Source organism: Acetobacter musti (genome assembly GCF_011516835.1).
Taxonomy (GTDB): domain Bacteria; phylum Pseudomonadota; class Alphaproteobacteria; order Acetobacterales; family Acetobacteraceae; genus Acetobacter; species Acetobacter musti.
Genome location: NZ_WOTB01000053.1, coordinates 1 through 15,648, shown reverse-complemented (window position 1 = coordinate 15,648; position 15,648 = coordinate 1). Strand labels below are relative to the sequence as shown.

The 15,648-nt window shown below is 55.1% G+C and carries 10 protein-coding genes and 1 pseudogene; 7 read left to right on the top strand and 4 right to left on the bottom strand.

The window, feature by feature from the left end; translation table 11 throughout:
- The first annotated feature begins 470 nt into the window (after positions 1-470).
- From GOB93_RS19655 to GOB93_RS19640, 4 genes are all read left to right on the top strand, one after another.
- Complete coding sequence (locus GOB93_RS19655) at positions 471-1,328, top strand: TauD/TfdA dioxygenase family protein (RefSeq protein ID WP_173585109.1); 858 nt, start codon at positions 471-473, stop codon at positions 1,326-1,328.
- Between the two features lie 95 nt (positions 1,329-1,423).
- Entirely contained in the window at positions 1,424-2,809 is a 1,386-nt protein-coding gene (locus GOB93_RS19650) for an LLM class flavin-dependent oxidoreductase (RefSeq protein ID WP_173585108.1), read from the top strand.
- Positions 2,810-3,261: 452 nt separating this feature from the next.
- Positions 3,262-5,259 carry a TonB-dependent siderophore receptor gene (locus GOB93_RS19645; protein ID WP_338422422.1) on the top strand — a complete coding sequence of 666 codons (1,998 nt, stop codon included), beginning with the start codon at positions 3,262-3,264 and terminating at the stop codon, positions 5,257-5,259.
- A gap of 23 nt (positions 5,260-5,282) precedes the next feature.
- On the top strand, positions 5,283-5,426 hold the full coding sequence (locus GOB93_RS19640) for a hypothetical protein (protein WP_173585107.1): 144 nt from the start codon (positions 5,283-5,285) through the stop codon (positions 5,424-5,426).
- Positions 5,427-5,475: 49 nt separating this feature from the next.
- Here GOB93_RS19640 and GOB93_RS19635 read toward each other — a convergent pair.
- Both GOB93_RS19635 and GOB93_RS19630 read right to left on the bottom strand, forming a co-directional pair.
- A pseudogene (locus GOB93_RS19635) lies at positions 5,476-6,089 on the bottom strand (nitroreductase family protein).
- 87 nt (positions 6,090-6,176) lie between these two features.
- Positions 6,177-7,508, bottom strand: coding sequence for an LLM class flavin-dependent oxidoreductase (locus GOB93_RS19630; protein ID WP_173585106.1), 1,332 nt, complete (start codon positions 7,506-7,508; stop codon positions 6,177-6,179).
- 418 nt (positions 7,509-7,926) lie between these two features.
- On the opposite strand from GOB93_RS19630, the gene GOB93_RS19625 reads away from it, so the two are divergent.
- The 3 genes from GOB93_RS19625 to GOB93_RS19615 are packed head-to-tail and all read left to right on the top strand — an operon-like array spanning position 7,927 to position 10,940.
- Positions 7,927-9,507, top strand: coding sequence for an FAD-binding protein (locus GOB93_RS19625; RefSeq protein ID WP_173585105.1), 1,581 nt, complete (start codon positions 7,927-7,929; stop codon positions 9,505-9,507).
- Positions 9,504-9,920 (top strand): 4Fe-4S dicluster domain-containing protein, encoded by a 417-nt coding sequence (locus GOB93_RS19620; RefSeq protein WP_173585104.1) that lies wholly within the window; start codon positions 9,504-9,506, stop codon positions 9,918-9,920. Before GOB93_RS19625 ends, GOB93_RS19620 begins: the two co-directional genes overlap by 4 nt.
- A gap of 42 nt (positions 9,921-9,962) precedes the next feature.
- Positions 9,963-10,940: an ABC transporter substrate-binding protein gene (locus GOB93_RS19615; RefSeq protein ID WP_173585103.1), complete on the top strand. Its 978-nt coding sequence runs from the start codon at positions 9,963-9,965 to the stop codon at positions 10,938-10,940.
- Positions 10,941-11,200: 260 nt separating this feature from the next.
- On the opposite strand, the gene GOB93_RS19610 is transcribed toward GOB93_RS19615, so the two are convergent.
- Positions 11,201-12,088 carry an ABC transporter substrate-binding protein gene (locus tag GOB93_RS19610; protein ID WP_242010940.1) on the bottom strand — a complete coding sequence of 296 codons (888 nt, stop codon included), beginning with the start codon at positions 12,086-12,088 and terminating at the stop codon, positions 11,201-11,203.
- 302 nt (positions 12,089-12,390) lie between these two features.
- Positions 12,391-14,928, bottom strand: coding sequence for a TonB-dependent receptor plug domain-containing protein (locus GOB93_RS19605; RefSeq protein ID WP_173585101.1), 2,538 nt, complete (start codon positions 14,926-14,928; stop codon positions 12,391-12,393).
- Between the last annotated feature and the right edge of the window lie 720 nt (positions 14,929-15,648).

The following is a 15,648-nucleotide window of genomic DNA, read 5'->3' as shown; positions in this document are numbered from 1 at the left end:
TTAACCCCGGACCAGATGGCCAACAGCAACGCCGTCAGAAGGGCGGCATAACAACAACCGGGTATAGCTTATCAAGCCCGCAAAACTGTCCGAACGGACGGGACCACCTCATTCATCGATTGGTCAATGTTTATGCTGTTTACAGTTATGCGTCGCTTTTTGAGGCGGTCCGCACTTAGGGATTTCTGCCTCATTATCAGCAACCGCGTGAAATTGAAGCCGAAGATCCGGACTACAGACGATATATTCGGGTGAAAGTTCAGGACGATGCTGTAGCGGTACATTTTCTGATTAAGTCAAGACGGATATCAGGCACTGTAAAATATCGACTATTTTGTCGCCATAACTACTTCGATAAATAAAATAAACATATCGCTTTGTGCTTATTGAATAGACCTTTCATTCGCAGACCGTATCCTGACATCAGTTTATCCGGCCAGTCATGCCATTCTTTGATTCAGGAACTTCCGATGAATGCTGTTGTGCCTTCTGCTCAGAAAACTCGCTCCGGGCTGTCCTTACGCGTGTTGCAGCCAACAATAGGAGCCGAGATTGAAAATGTTGATCTGCGTCTGCCCGTCCCGGACGAACTCCGCGACGAACTTCGATCTGCACTTCTGAAATACAAGGTTCTTTTTTTCAGAAGCCAGGACATAACCTCTGAACAACAGGCAGATTTCGCACGATGCTTCGGAGCGCTTTATACACATCCCAGCACCACAAATTCCCGATCAATACCGGCACTGCACAATATCGCTGCGGAAGATCCGCAACGTTACGATGATGAACACACTCATATAGAAAAGTGGGATGCTTATCATACAGATACAAGCTGGCGTCTGGTTCCCACATGGGCAGCAGTATTGCGGCCTGTTCGTCTGCCTGCGTCCGGAGGTGATACGGTTTGGGTGGATGCCGGGCTTGCTTATGAAGGGCTGCCCGAAACTATCCGGAGCAGACTTGAAGGTCTGTATGTCACACATGATTTTCGCCGCTCTCTGACACGTGCTGGTCACTATTACCCGCTTGTCTCTCATCCGGTGGTCCGTACGCACAGAGAAACCGGAGCCAGAATTCTGTGGGTGAATTTCAGCCAGAATCCTCAGATCCTGGGCATTCCATTACAGGAAAGCCGGGAACTGCTTGTGGCGATCCTTGATCAGTATCGCAAACCGGAGCATCAGGTCCGCTTTGGTTGGGAACCTGGCTCCGTTGCTTTCTGGGATAATCGCTCGACCGTTCATTATGCGGTCAGAAATTATGGCGAGTTTCCACGCCTCCTTAATCGCGTTCTTATTTCTGATGAGCCTTTGTACGCGGACCTCTGACCGATTTCTACAATACAACAGAACATCTCTCTGTCGTCTGCGAGTGTCGGATGAGACGCTGCGGAAAATATCCCTGCTTTTGAAGGAAATATCCTATGACAAAGAAAATCGTGCGACAGCTGAAATTCGGCGCGATACTCGCCGGAGTCGGCAGCGATCATTCTCAGTGGCGCGATCCGGAGCTGCCTTCAAATGCCAGTATAGACATAAACTGGTATATCAGGAACGCTCGTCTGGCAGAAGATGCAAAGTTTGACCTGGTCTTTATTATCGACAGTCCTTATATAACACCGGACACAGCCCCCCACTTTCTCAACAGACTTGAACCGCTGACTCTTCTATCAGCCTTGGCTGTATCTACCAGTAAAATTGGTCTTGTCGCCACACTGACCACGACCTACTGGGAGCCGTATAACGTCGCCCGTCTTTTCGCTTCTCTGGACAATATCAGTCATGGGCGGGCGGGATGGAATGTCGTCACCACCGGACTGGAAGGGGCATCGCGCAATTATGGTCACGATAAGCATCTGGACCACGCGGTGCGTTACCGGCGGGCGCTGGAGTTTGTCGAAGTCGTTAAAGGACTGTGGGACAGTTACGAAGATGATGCTTTCCCTGCCGATAAATCAGCTGGTGTCTTTCTAGATAAGACCCGACAACATGCTTTGAATCACAAAGGAGAATTTCTCTCTGTCGCCGGTCCGCTGGCGCTCAGCCGGTCGAAGCAGGGACAGCCGGTCATTTTTCAGGCTGGAGACAGCAACGACGGACGTGATCTCGGTGCGCGTATTGCGGAGGCTACATTTGCCGGGGTGGAAGATTTTGACTCCGCACGTTCTTATTATACGGATCTGAAACAACGCGCCGTAGCTCTTGGCCGCGATCCCGAACAGATCACGGTATTGCCGGGGATCAATCCGATCATTGCCGAAACCGATGAGAAGGCTCAGGCAATCGCAGCCTCACGTGAAGGGCTGCAGACGTTTGAGCAGAAACTGACACAGCTTGGGCGTGCTTTTAACTACCATGATTTTAGTCAGTATGATCCCGACGCGCCTTTTCCTGACGTCAGCGGCCTGACGCTCAATAGTTATAAAGGGCATGCTGAGCGAATTCTCAGAGGCGTTTCTGAAAAGAAGCTGACACTGAGACAGGCGGCGGACCGTTATGGAAGCTGGAGACTTAGTTTTGTCGGGTCTCCTGAGACAATTGCCAATGAAATCGAACGCTGGTTTGTCGGGGGAGCGGCTGACGGGTTCAACATCAGAGTGACCATACCGGGAGATTTTGCTCTTTTCCGGGAACGGGTGATTCCGATATTGCAGCAGCGGGGTCTCTTCCGAAAGGAATACGAAAGCGATACATTACGTGGTCACCTTGGCCTCCCGGTGCCGGAAAATATCTGGACAAAATCGCGTCGGGAAAAAGGTCCGATAAAATCCGATATTCCGTCAGAGGCGTCGGAATCCGTTCCGGCCTGATTCGTTTCTACAGGATTCTTTTCTCCTGCCGAACAGCAATACGCAGTAATGATGGCCCCGCGACCTGCGGGGCCATTTTATATGTATTAAAAGAAATTTCTGTATTTCAACAATGAATTACATGGAATGGCCCAATCAATAATTTATAATAAACTGTTATATTTACATAATAAACGAGAATTTGTTTAGATATTACTCTAACCAGATGACGCAGCTCAGCAACATTGCAGAGACAGTTTCAAAGTCTGTTTTAGGAAAAACGTAAGATGAATTCGGTCGGGCTTATGCCCAGGAAGTCAGTCGTCATATCGGGTTTTCTCGTTTTTTTGCCAGTATCGATCCACGCTCAGACGCTGTCCGGAAAAAAAACTGATGCCCATGGAAAGACAGGTATCGCGCAGCCACATTCGCCTCCGTCATCAGTTCAGGCCGTTGCACCTGAAACGATTTCCGTGAAAGCTCATGTGCGGCGACCACGGCTGGCAGCGCACACCTCGCTGGGGGCGCTGGGTTCCCGTTCGGAATTTGACACCCCTTTTTCTCTGAGTGTGATTTCCGCTGCAAAAGTCGAGCAGATGCAGGCCGTTGATATCAACGACGTCTTCAGGGCTGAGCCGGGCGTCCAGGAGAATTCCAATGGCGGGTCTACCGCATCAGGTGCGAGCTTTCGGGTGCGCGGCCTCGATCTCGACTGGACCAACGGTTATAAGATAGACGGGTTTGCTATTCCTTACTGGTTCATCGATCTGCCGATGGCGAATTTCGGCCAGTTTCAGCTTACAAAAGGCGCGTCAGCGTTTCTTTATGGTTTTGGTTCTCCTGGCGCTGTTCTCGATTTCCAGCTTAAAAAGCCCGTTTCCGAGACAAAATTGTCTCTTGAAGCGGGCTATCGCTCTGACGCTGCATTCAGACAGTCTCTCGACGCGGGCGGACCAGTCGGTAATTCAGACCGTGTGACGTATCGGTTCTCGTTTGGTAATGAGGTTGGTGACCAGTATAATGGCAGCTTTATCCGGTCCACCTCGATGTCCGCGGCAACTCGCGTTAAAATCACGGATAGCCTTGCATGGCACTTTGATTCTTTTTACCTGAATACTCTTCAGCGCGGCATGGTGAACGGCGTTACTGTGGTCAGCGGCCTGACGTCCCTGACTCCGATCAGCGGCCGGTCGGAACTGGGCGCTAAGGACTCCTGGAAAAGGAACGACCTGAAGCATTTTAATACCGGATTTGACTGGGATTTTTCCAGAAACTGGAATACGAAGCTTGTTTACGGATACACGCATCTGGATGAACGGTTTCCGTCGAACGCAATTACTTTTCTCGATAATCGTGGAGACTACCTGAACCGACCGTTCCAGATGACCCGCGTTTTTACCTATCACCAGGTGCAGGAAACCACAGAAGGGAAATTTACCACCGGTCCGCTGCATCATGATGTCGTTGCTGGTATTATGTGGCTCTATCAGAAATTTGATGCTGATGCTGATGCTAATGCTGCATATTATCAGCCCTACGAATACGGAAATATTTTCGTTTCAAGACCGGTGAATACGAATGCCCATTCGTATAACCCGAAATTGTACAATTATATAGATTATACCCAAGTCGCGCCTTTCTGGAGCGACACGATTACCTGGCATAAATGGTCGCTTCTGGCAGGTGCGCGGTATACAGATTATTTTGAAAATGATTATGCCACCAACGGAAGCGGTCAGAGAACTGCGACACGGCATAACAATCCTGTCACGCCGGTTGTTTCGCTGTCCTATAAACCGACGCCCGATGTGAACGCGTATTTCAGCTATGTGGAGGCTATGCAATCGGGAACACAGGCCGCCGCGACAGCGCTGAACGCCTATCAGGTTTTTTCCCCGATGCGCAGCCAGGAATATGAACTGGGGGTGAAAGTACAGAAGTCACGATGGAGCGGAACGCTTGCGCTTTATCGCCTGGACACAATCGCGGCTTACGTTGATTCCAACAATGTACAGCAGCAGGGCGGCCTCGTCCGTTATCAGGGGGTTGAGGCCGGTGGCACGTTTCAGGCTACGCGTGATCTGCAACTTACCGGAAGTCTGACCTATCTGGACGCGCGTTACGGAGCGGGCACGCCGTATGACGGTAAGCGGGCGGAATCGACATCGCCTTTTGAAGCGAACTTTTCCGCGAACTATCTTATTCCCGCAGTGAAGGGGCTCAGCGTGAACGGAGGACTGAACTGGGTTTCAGCGGGATGGCTGGACCCTTCCAATACATTCCATCTGCAATCCTACATTCTTGGCAATGTCGGAGCTCAGTATGTGACGCATGTTGATAATCACAGGCTGACATTCCGCGCTGCTGTCGAGAATATCGGCAATGAGCGTTACTGGGTCAGTCGCGGGGCGTTGCAGCTTTTTCCTGGTGCCCCGCGTACGGTGACATTCAGCATGAGGTTCGATATGTAGAGGCTCTGCCAGGCAGATCTGAGATGGCGACTGATGAGACGGAGGTGGATGGCTCACCCGGTGTGGATTTTCTGATCAGATTGTATTCACGAGATCAGAAATATCCGGCTACTGATTTCGATATACGGATCGCCGACAGAGACGAAATCGACACCGGACGGGAATGATGTGATTATCCCGCTCAGGTCCTCCGGTATGATTGTCCGGCAGGTTACATCAGTTTTCTTCGGGGCTTTTCACGGCGAAGCGATCTTCGAAAGCGACGGCATCAAGCGGGACGCGGTCAGAGGATCTTTCATGGTTTTGCGGATGTTCCGGAAGCCGTGCGGTATCTCCTCTGCGTCCGACGATGATCGCGGCATGAACGGCATAGTCTTCGGGAGTTCCAGACCTGCGTGAGAAAGGTCCTTGTCAAATCCATTGACGGGATGCGTGGTCCATCCTTTTTGTGTCGCCTGCAGCTGGATCAGAACGCTTGCTGCGCCGGCGTCAATTGCGCGTGTCGGCGCAGAAACCGGCTCACCTGTGCTGGCACTGATAGTGACTGTTCGTGACACGATATATACGATTTCTGATGCGTTCTGAGCCCATGAGCGATTGAACGGAACGAGCCATGAAAGAAACCGTTCCCAGGCCGGTGTGTCGCGCCGAGCATAAAGAAAACGCCAGGGCTGGGCATTGTAGGCAGAGGGAGCCCATCGGCCGGCATCGGGAAGATCCAGCAATTCATCGGTTGTGATATCGCCCGGAGTAAATGCTCCTGGAGACCAGCGGTTGAGGATAAAAGGTGCAACAGAAGACTCTGCTACGCGCTCAGAGGATGTTGTCATCTTGTATGGTTCCAGGAATGACCGCAAAGCAGGGGCTGCGTTGTGAATGACGCAGCCCGGACAGGACGGAGAGGGAAGCGCAGGATTTCAGCCGGTCTGAGCCGCTGCATTCGTGTAGCGATTCACCGGGAACGGCACATCAAGGTTTTCCCGGAAGGTGTTATGTTCATAATCAGAGTGAAACAGTCCCCTTTCCTGCAGGATCGGTACCACGTGCTTTACGAATAATTCCAGTTGTCCTGGCAGGGGTTCAAAAATCACAAATCCGTCTGCTGCTCCTGTTTCGAACCAGTTTTGCAGGGCGTCTGCGACCTGAGCCGGCGTGCCGGTGAAATCTCCTCTCGGGGTTGCCAGTTCGAGGGCGATCTGTCTGATCGTCAGATTTCCATCCTGAACACGCTGCAGAATTCGACGGGATGAGCTCTGGTTGCTTTCATTGCCGATATGCTCAACTTCGGGAAAGGGACCATCCAGATCATATTGCCGGAAATCGTGATCGTTGAAGGAGCGCGACAGGAACCCCAGACCTGTATCAAGTGAGGTGAGTGCTGCGAGTTCCTGATAAGAAGCTTCGGCTTCTTCTTCCGTAAGTCCTGTAATCGGTGCGATGCCGGGCAAAATCAGAGGGAGGCCCGCTTCCCGCTGCAATCTGCGGGCACGTTCCCGGAGGTCCGCATAATAGAGACGTGCCTCTTCTATGGTCTGGGGAGCGCAGAAAACCGCCTCTGCATGACGCGCGGCGAAGTCCCGCCCGTCTTCCGACGCCCCTGCCTGAAAAATCACAGGCTGCCCCTGGGATGAGCGTCCTATATTCAGCGGTCCCCGGACGCGGAAATATTGTCCTGTATGATCCAGCCGGTGCAGTTTCGCCGGGTCAACGAACACTCCGGTGTCCTTGTCTCCCACAAGGGCATCGTCTTCCCAGCTGTCCCACAATCCCTGAACCACATCGAGATGTTCCGCTGCGATCCGGTATCGTTCATTGTGCGCCGGGTGCGATGTTTTTCCAAAATTAGCAGCCGTATCACTCAGCCAGGACGTGACAACGTTCCAGCCCGCACGTCCACCACTGATGTGATCAAGTGATGCAAACTGACGTGCAACATTGAAAGGTTCAGTATAGCTCACGCTCAGCGTGCCCACCAGGCCGATATGATCGGTTACGGCGGCGAGGGCAGACAGAATAGTCAGAGGTTCGAAGCGGTTCAGGTAATGAGGACTGGATTTCTCATTGACCGAAAGGCTGTCAGCCACGAAGAGAAAATCAAATTTGCCCTGTTCGGCCAGTTGCGCCTGCCTGCGGTAAAGCCCGAAATCCGTGCTGGCGCGGACGTTGCGCGCCGGATGACGCCAGTCGTCCCATGTGCGGCCGACACCATGAAGAATGAGACCAAGTCTGATTCTGCGATCCTGCGTCATGTCAGAATTTTCCGGACCTCAGTGTGAGACAGGTTTCCAGCGATACGACCATAAAGACTGCGGATTGCTTCTGATATGTCATGGTGATTTCCCTTTGACGATGCGGATACTCAGAGTGCCCCCCGTATGCCCGGCGGAATAATGAGAAATGCTGAAGCATCGAATGCAATGAGCAAAAGGATGAAGCGCTCCGATTTCATTTCGTAACAACAGAAAAGAGGAAAACTTGCTGGTTGCCGGAAGGTGTTCGTGGAAGAACGCAGTCTTGTCATCAGGAGCGGGACCGTTTCATGCGTTTAATTCCGGTGCTGGTACATTCTCCGTCGCTGTCAGACAACCGCACGGTCACGTCGTTACCGGCAGATCACGATGAGTATGCACTGTGATTTTTGAACATCCTGACAGAAAGACAGCGGATATGGACGAGATCAGCGCAGATGTCCTTATTGTTGGCGGTGGTATGGCCGCGGGATGGGCTGCTGTCGCGGCTGCAAAGACGGGCGCGGCGGTTGTCGTCGCGGACAAGGGGTTCATGGGAACCAGTGGCGTGACAGCAACCGCCGGTCCAAATCACTGGTGGGTTCCACCGGATGCGGGCCGGAGGGAAGCCGCTGTCCGCAAACGTCTGGAAACAGCGTTCGGTCTGGCCGATCCCACGTGGATGGCAAGGATTATCGATATTACATGGCGCTCGATTCCTGAACTTGAGCCCTGGTATCCTTTCTCCGGAGATGGTCAGGGCGGAGTCTACCGTTCCGGACTGCGGGGGCCGGAATATCTGCGGGCTCTCCGGCATTACGCTACATCACTGGGAGTCAGGATACTGGATCATCATCCGGTTCTGGAGCTGCTCGCACGCCCTGACGGGTCCATTGGCGGTGCTGCCGGGCATGATCGCCTGGCGGACAGGCCGTGGCGCGCCAGAGCCGGTGCGGTCATCCTGGCGACAGGCGGCTGTGCGTTTCGTTCCGGACTTCTCGGAAGTTATTCCAATACCGGGGATGGCTATCTGATGGGTGTGGAGGCAGGTGCGGAGCTGTCAGGCATGGAATTCTGTATAGCCTATTCCATTTCGCCCGCATGGCTGAGTACCCGGACCCTGCCTTATACCGGAGCGCGTTTCTTTGATGCCGCTGGACGGCAGCTGGATACTCCGGGATGGGACCGCCCGCGTGAATATCTCTGCTCTCTGGCAGCAGCCTTCCGCTCGGGACCGGTTTACGCGGATCTGCATGAAGCGCCGCGGGAGCTTCCTGGCGTGATCCGGGAGATTCAGCCGGCAACGGTCGCGGCCTTCGAACGACGGGGCCTTGATATGTTTCGTGACCGCTTTGAAGTGAAACTGTTCGGTGAAGGCACGATCCGTGGAACGGGTGGCCTGCGTATTGCTGATGCCTGTTGCGCGACGTCTGTCCCCGGTCTCTTTGCAGCAGGCGATGCTGCTACGCGGGAACATATTGCCGGGGCCACGAGCGGGGGCGGGGCGCAGAACGCCGCCTGGGCGCTTTCGTCCGGCGTGCTCTCAGGACAGGCTGCGTCATCCGCAGCGGCGCGTCGCAGCCATAGTGACCGCCAAAGTCGCCTGTTGTCCATGGGAGGTGCGGGGTTGCATCCGACGGGAGCAGTTCGTCCGGTTGACCGGAAAGCCGTTGTACAGACCGCACAGGCTGAAATCCTGGATCCGGACAAAGCGCTCTGGCGCAGCGAGGCAAAGCTCTCCATGTCAGCTAAGTGGCTTGAGGACGCCTGGGAAGACGTTTGCGGCAGCCTGCGGGGTGAAGGCCTGGATGCCGTCGCCGCACGGGAAACTGCTGCTATGGCCGCTACTGCCAGATGGTGCAATGCAGCCGCTCTGGCGCGTAAAGAAAGTCGCGGGATGCACATTCGGGAGGATTATCCGGGTCAGGACACTGACTGGTCCCGAAGGCTCATCACGGGCGGTCTGGAAACTGTGTACACACAGCGGGAAGAAGCTCCGGTGTCGGAGCTGGCGCTGTGATCGAAATTCTCGCGACGCGATGCACGGCTTGCAACACCTGTGTTTCTGCCTGTCCCGATCATGTATTCGATGTGGGGTCGCCCGGTGAACTGCCGCTCATTGCAAGACCGGATCAGTGCCAGACGTGCTTTCTGTGTGAACTCTATTGCCCTCAGGATGCCATTTACGTCGCTGTCGGCGATCCGGACGCGATACCCCGCAGCGCTCTCGACTCCGATCCTGTGGGACGTATCCGCCATGACTACGGCTGGGATGGCGGCACGGATGATCCGCTTCGTTATTTCTGGAAGCTTGGTCCTCTGCTGAGGCAGGGGGTGGAAATTTCTTCCGCCCGTTATGCCCTTCTTCTGCAGGCAGGCAAGGAAAACGGCCTTCGTGAAGACGGAGCACCGGCTGATGCGCAAGCGCCATGACAGCAGAACATTCTGAAGCGGGCAGACAAAGGAAATGCGAGAATGAAGGCGCTTTTTTCCCGCCGGACACTGCTTGGCGCGTCTCTTTTGCCGCTCCTGCCGGAGTGGCCGGCAGCTGCAGCGGAAGACACAGGTGCCGTGGATGGAAACGGTTTCTCCACCCTGCGTGTCGGGGATCAGCGCGGCGGCGTGCGTTCGCTGCTCAGAGTGGCCGGTCAGCTGGAAGGACTCCCGTATCGTATTCAGTGGGCATCGTTTCCTGTCGGGGCACCGCTGATTGCAGCAATCGGAGCAGGAGCGCTCGATTTCGGTTATGTGGGTGATGCTACGGCGACATTCGCATTCGCGGCAGGAAGCCCGGTCAGGGCGATTACGGTCTGGACCGTAGATGGTGTATCCGATGCCCTGCTCGTGCCGGAGAGCAGCGCTGCCCGCACAATGCGCGATCTTGCCGGCAGGCGGGTTGCCTTCGTGAAGGGATCTCCCGGCCATCTGCTCATTCTGGCGGCGCTTCGTCGTGAAAGTATGAAGACTGAGGATATTATTGCCGTGCCGCTGTCGGCAGCCAATGCCCGGTCGGCTCTGGCCAATGGCAGTATTGATGCGTGGGCCATATGGGATCCCTATGCGGCGATGGCCGAGTTGCAGGATCATGCACGGATTATTCTCACCGCCCACGGTGTGATTGATGAAGTGGAATGCGGCATTGCCGGAACTTCCGCGATCAGCACCAGGCGGGCCGAACTGACAGATTTCATGGCGCGGGTCGGCAGGGCCGTCGCATGGGGCGAAGCACACCCGGAAGAAAGGGCGTTGGGTTTTGCGCGGGATACCGGCATTCCGATCGGGGTTGCGCGACGCACAGTGTCCCGGATGCAGATGAAACCGCTTCCATCGGTAACGGACACGGCGATTGTCACACACCAGAAAGTAGTGGATCTGTACCATGCCGCCGGTGTCATTCCGGTGGACATAGACGTGTCGCGGTTCTACGACAGATCATTTACCATTCCAGACTGATTCTCCCCGGATAATCGACCTTCTGTCTGCAATAAAATAATTCTCGGGTTGTGGCCGGATGCTCTGCCTTACAGTCGCAGATCAGCGCAAGATATTGTCATACGGAGAAATCGCGGCGAACCGCCCTTTTCCAGAACGACGTCGATGTTCTTGGTCTGGCGCCCGCCATGCGTCGTCATTTGTTGACGAGTCGGTGAAATATGCCTCAGGCGCAAAAGGAATACGTTCGATACCTGACGATGCCATCGAAGCTCAGTTCCTCAAAAGGTAACGGTTGTATCGACCACGGCGTTCGTATCCAGTGGGGCTGGAATCATGTTCGTCGCCGCCATGAAATCGGAAACGATCTGCTGCTTTCGAATGATGTTCCGGTCGATCGGCGTGACTCTCGCCATCGTGGCCCTGACGACCTGCCGTGCCACGGGAAGGGAAAGTCCGGTTTCCCGGCCCCATGCCACGGCGTAGTCTTCAGCATGGGTCAGCATCCATGCGTGGCCGTCGCGCAGGAGCCGGGCATAGGCAATGATGTCGTCCCGTCGCGTCTGGAGCGCGTCAGTCGTGGCCACGATATAGCTCAGACCACTCATGAGGCGGCCACCATTCACGATTTCTCTTGCACCGTCTTCAGTTTTCGCTTCGGCAATGTAAGGACCCCATGTGGCCCAGGCGTCGACGCTGCCAGTCTGCAGCGCCATTTTCGCGGCGGCGGGTGAAATGAAAACAAAGCGGACATCATCGTCACGAAGCCCGGCATCGCGCAGGGCTGCGAGTGTCAGATAATGCCCGGTCTGGCTCTTCAGTGTCGCGACGGACCGTCCCCTGAGGTCACGCACGTTGCGTATGGGACTGTCCCTGCGCACCACGACAGCGGTCATTGTACCGTCCGTCTGAATGGCGCCAACAGCTCTGACCGGGCTTCCGCCCGCCTGCGCAAAGACAAGAGGCGCGTCACCAATCACGCCCACGTCTGCCGCTCCGGCCGTCAACGCCTGGATCAGCATGGGTGCGCCGGCGAACAGGCTCCATTGCAGCGGAAAAGACGCCCGGCCTGCAAGGCCGGCTGCCGTGAGAAGGGCATGCGCGCCTCCCTTCTGATCGCCCACACGCAACGATGCAGCTGCCCGCACATGCGGGGAAAGCAAAGGCATGACGGAGACCGGGAGTAAACCTGCGAGAAAAGCGCGGCGGCGGATGGGCATCGGCAGTCCCTGCTGAAAACACAGAACATGAATTCAGCAGAGAATGTGTCTGATATTAAACAAGATATTTTTATGTCTGGGATGGACGTTATTTAAAGGCGTTAAACAGCAAGGCTTCCCGCCCGACGGTTACCCCGGACTTTGCCTGAACCCGCAAAGGGGCCGCGACCCCTTCCGGGTTTCAGGGCGGAACTCTGCCTGTAGGAACAAAATAAAATACTCTGAAAAATTCATATCCCGGTCAGACAATCTCAGAATGATACATTCACCCGCCCGTAATAATAGCCGCCGGTAAAAGAGATCCCCGAAGCGTACTGGTCGTACATTCGTGGCCCGAGGTAATTGTTGAGCGGGTTCAGCCGCCTTGGCCGCACATTGAAAATATTGTTGGCCCCGACAGCAACATGCCAGTGCGAATTGATCCGGTAGCCCACTTCCAGATCCGTCAGCCACATCGGCGAATTGATGAACGGCGCGAACTGTGTCGTCGAATACCGGATCGGGGACGGTGCCAGATCCTCATAGGAGAGCATGGAGGACGTCTGCCCGTAGCGTGTCTGACGCACATTCACATCCCACTTACCGACAGTCCAGTAAGCATTGAGGATAATCTTGCTGCGCGGTGACGCGGTCGTCAGCCAGGCAATCGTCTGTGCGCTGGCCATCGCGTTTCCGAAGGCATTCGTGTTGACATGATGAATCCGCGTCCGGTTCAGGTTCAGCATCATGGACAAATCCAGCGTGCCATAACGATGCAGCCGCAGACGATAATCCGCCTGAATATCCAGCCCCTGCGTCCGCGTGCTCGCCGCGTTCGCCAGATAACTGGCATTGATGTCGTTGATGTCCACGCCCGCTCCGGTCGGAACCTCGACGCCCGTCAACGCGATCGCATCATAGGCTGTCTGACCGTTGATGGATTGCGCCCCGATGATCCGGTCGCGCAGATTGATCTGATAGACATCCGCCGATACATGAAATCCATCGACAGGTTCGATAACAATTCCACCTTCAGCATTGGTTGACCGTTCCGGCTTCAGTTTGTTCGCGCCGATAAACTGCCCCGCCGCGCTGGACGGTGAGAGCAGCCCCGTCGCCCCTGTCGCGCTCACATTCAGAGAACTGAAATGTTCCTCAGGCAAAGTCGGCGCGCGGAATCCGTTACTGATCGTCGCGCGCACGGCAATACGTTTCGTGATGTCATACCGCGTTGTGATCTTTCCGGTCTCGGTATTGCCGAAGTCCGTGTAATGCTCGAAGCGCCCGGCGAAATCGAGGTCCCAGTGCTTCGTCGGATGAAAGTCTCCGTCGATATAGCCGGCCCAGACATTGCGCTGCCAGCTTCCCGCGTTCTGCGGCGTCAGCCCGGCATAGCCCGCCGTCCCGCCATAAAGATAGGAGGCCGGTTCACCGGCTTTGATGTCATACATCTCAAGCCGATGCTCCGCGCCCATTGCGAGCGTCACCGGTACCGTATGCGCGATGCTGAAATTCCGGCGCATATCGAAATTGCTCGTCCACTGCGCCAGTCGGTAATTCAGCGCCCGGACCTGCGTAGGTGAGGAGCCGTAAGCCGCCAGCCAGCCTGTATTGATCGTGTCCTTGTTGTCGATCTTCGAGCCGTCCTGGCCGTAAAGCGTGCTCAGATCCCAGTCAAAGCCAAGGAAATTGTCTCCCTTCAGCCCCAGATTGGCCTGGAAATCATCCTCGTCCATGATCTCCAGCGGCGAAAAACCGGCCGGATAATAGCTCGGGGCAATACTCGGGAGACGATAATTCTCATACGCCTCCGCATGACGATGCGCGTATGTGATCAGACCGTAGGACTGGATATGCTCCGTGACGGGCTTGCCCCATTCCAGCGACAGATTGCCCCGCGTCTCTTCCGGAACCATCAGACTGTGATTGGAGTTTGCCGGCCAGGATGCCCCTTCCGTCCAGCGATGATCGTCCGTTCCGCGTGATTTGGAAACGAAGAAATCCGTGTGATAGGCCTGACCGGTCAGATGCAGAAAGCCATCATTTCCCAGCTTCATTCCGCCGTCCGCGCCAACCAGATACTGCCAGCCGTCGCCGTTATAGGCATTGGCCCCCGTCTGGGCGACCACATTGAGCCCGTGATCGGTCTTTTTCGTGATGATGTTCACGACCCCCGCGATCGCATCCGAGCCATAGAGTGCCGCCGCGCCGTCCCGCAGCACCTCGATATGATCGATCGCCCCGGCAGGGATCATGTTCAGATCCACCGGCGTTGAGCCCTGCTCCGGACCGCCATCGGCGTAGATATTGGATGTCGTATGCCGCCGCTTGCCGTCCACGAGTACCAGAACTTCATTCGGATTCAGTCCCCGCATCCGGATCGACGATGTCAGCGCCCCCGCATCCCCGCCCATGCTCTGCATGGTGATCGACGGATCGACCCGCGTGATCGCATCCGCGAGATTCAGTTGCCCCGACCGTCGCAGTACCGCCGAGGAAATCACCGTTACCGGAGCCGAACTGTTGCGCGCCGTCCGATTGTAGGCGTGGGAGCCGGTGACGATCACAGTCTCTGGCGCCTCCTGGGCCGCATCATGCGTCCTTAACGCTGCCACGGCGTTGCCTTGACCTGTTTTCGATAACGCCACGGGTCCCACCGGCTCGGCGCGTGCCGCCGGCGCCCTCGTGACTGCCGGCGAATGCCTGGGATGTCTGACCCCCTGTTTTCCAACCGTCGCCGCAGTCGCGAGAGAATGAACGGCCAGAAGGGACACCGCGCCGGATAAAAGAATATGTCGTTTCGAGATCATGTCCCTCGCCTCAGAAAAAGATCGGGGAACAAAAGCTTTTGTGTATAGATTTGGCAACAATGTAAAAACAAAATGCTATGCATATATAAAACAATGTTTCTTTAGTGCAACACTATTTTCGATGTTAAACTTTAAGTTTATTGTTTTTAATTAATTTCATATTCGGAATATATTTTGGATATATGAGATATTCTGATGTATTTATTTTGTGAGAGTATATGCCATGCAGGCCTCTGTACCGGGGCTTTCCGGTAAGTTCTGGTGGAATTGTTTCAGTCAGATCGCCGGCTGGTCAGAAAAAGTACGGTGCTGAGACAAAGCACTATCTTTCGGATTGGCCGGCTGCATGCCTGTATCGTGTATGCGAGATCTGTATGACCTTGTCTTGCGTCCGCGTCGCAAAGTCCGATGCGTCATGGCGCTCATGCTGAGCGGACGGATCCGCTGCCCAGCCGATTAACCATACAGCCTCGTTGCACGGCTGATCGTGTCAAAAGGCGATCGGCCCAGGCCCTTACATGAGGATAATCCTGCACGCTAAGAAAACCGGTTGCACCGTAGAGTCGGCCGTCGATCAGTTCACCATATCATGGAAAATGGCCATGTCGCCAGGCCGTTTTTTCCGCTGGCGCATGGTGTGGCACGGGTGGATGACCGTCGTGTTCTGAGCGGGATCGTTTACGTGATCCGCAACGGGCTTCAGTGGAGAGATGCCCCGAA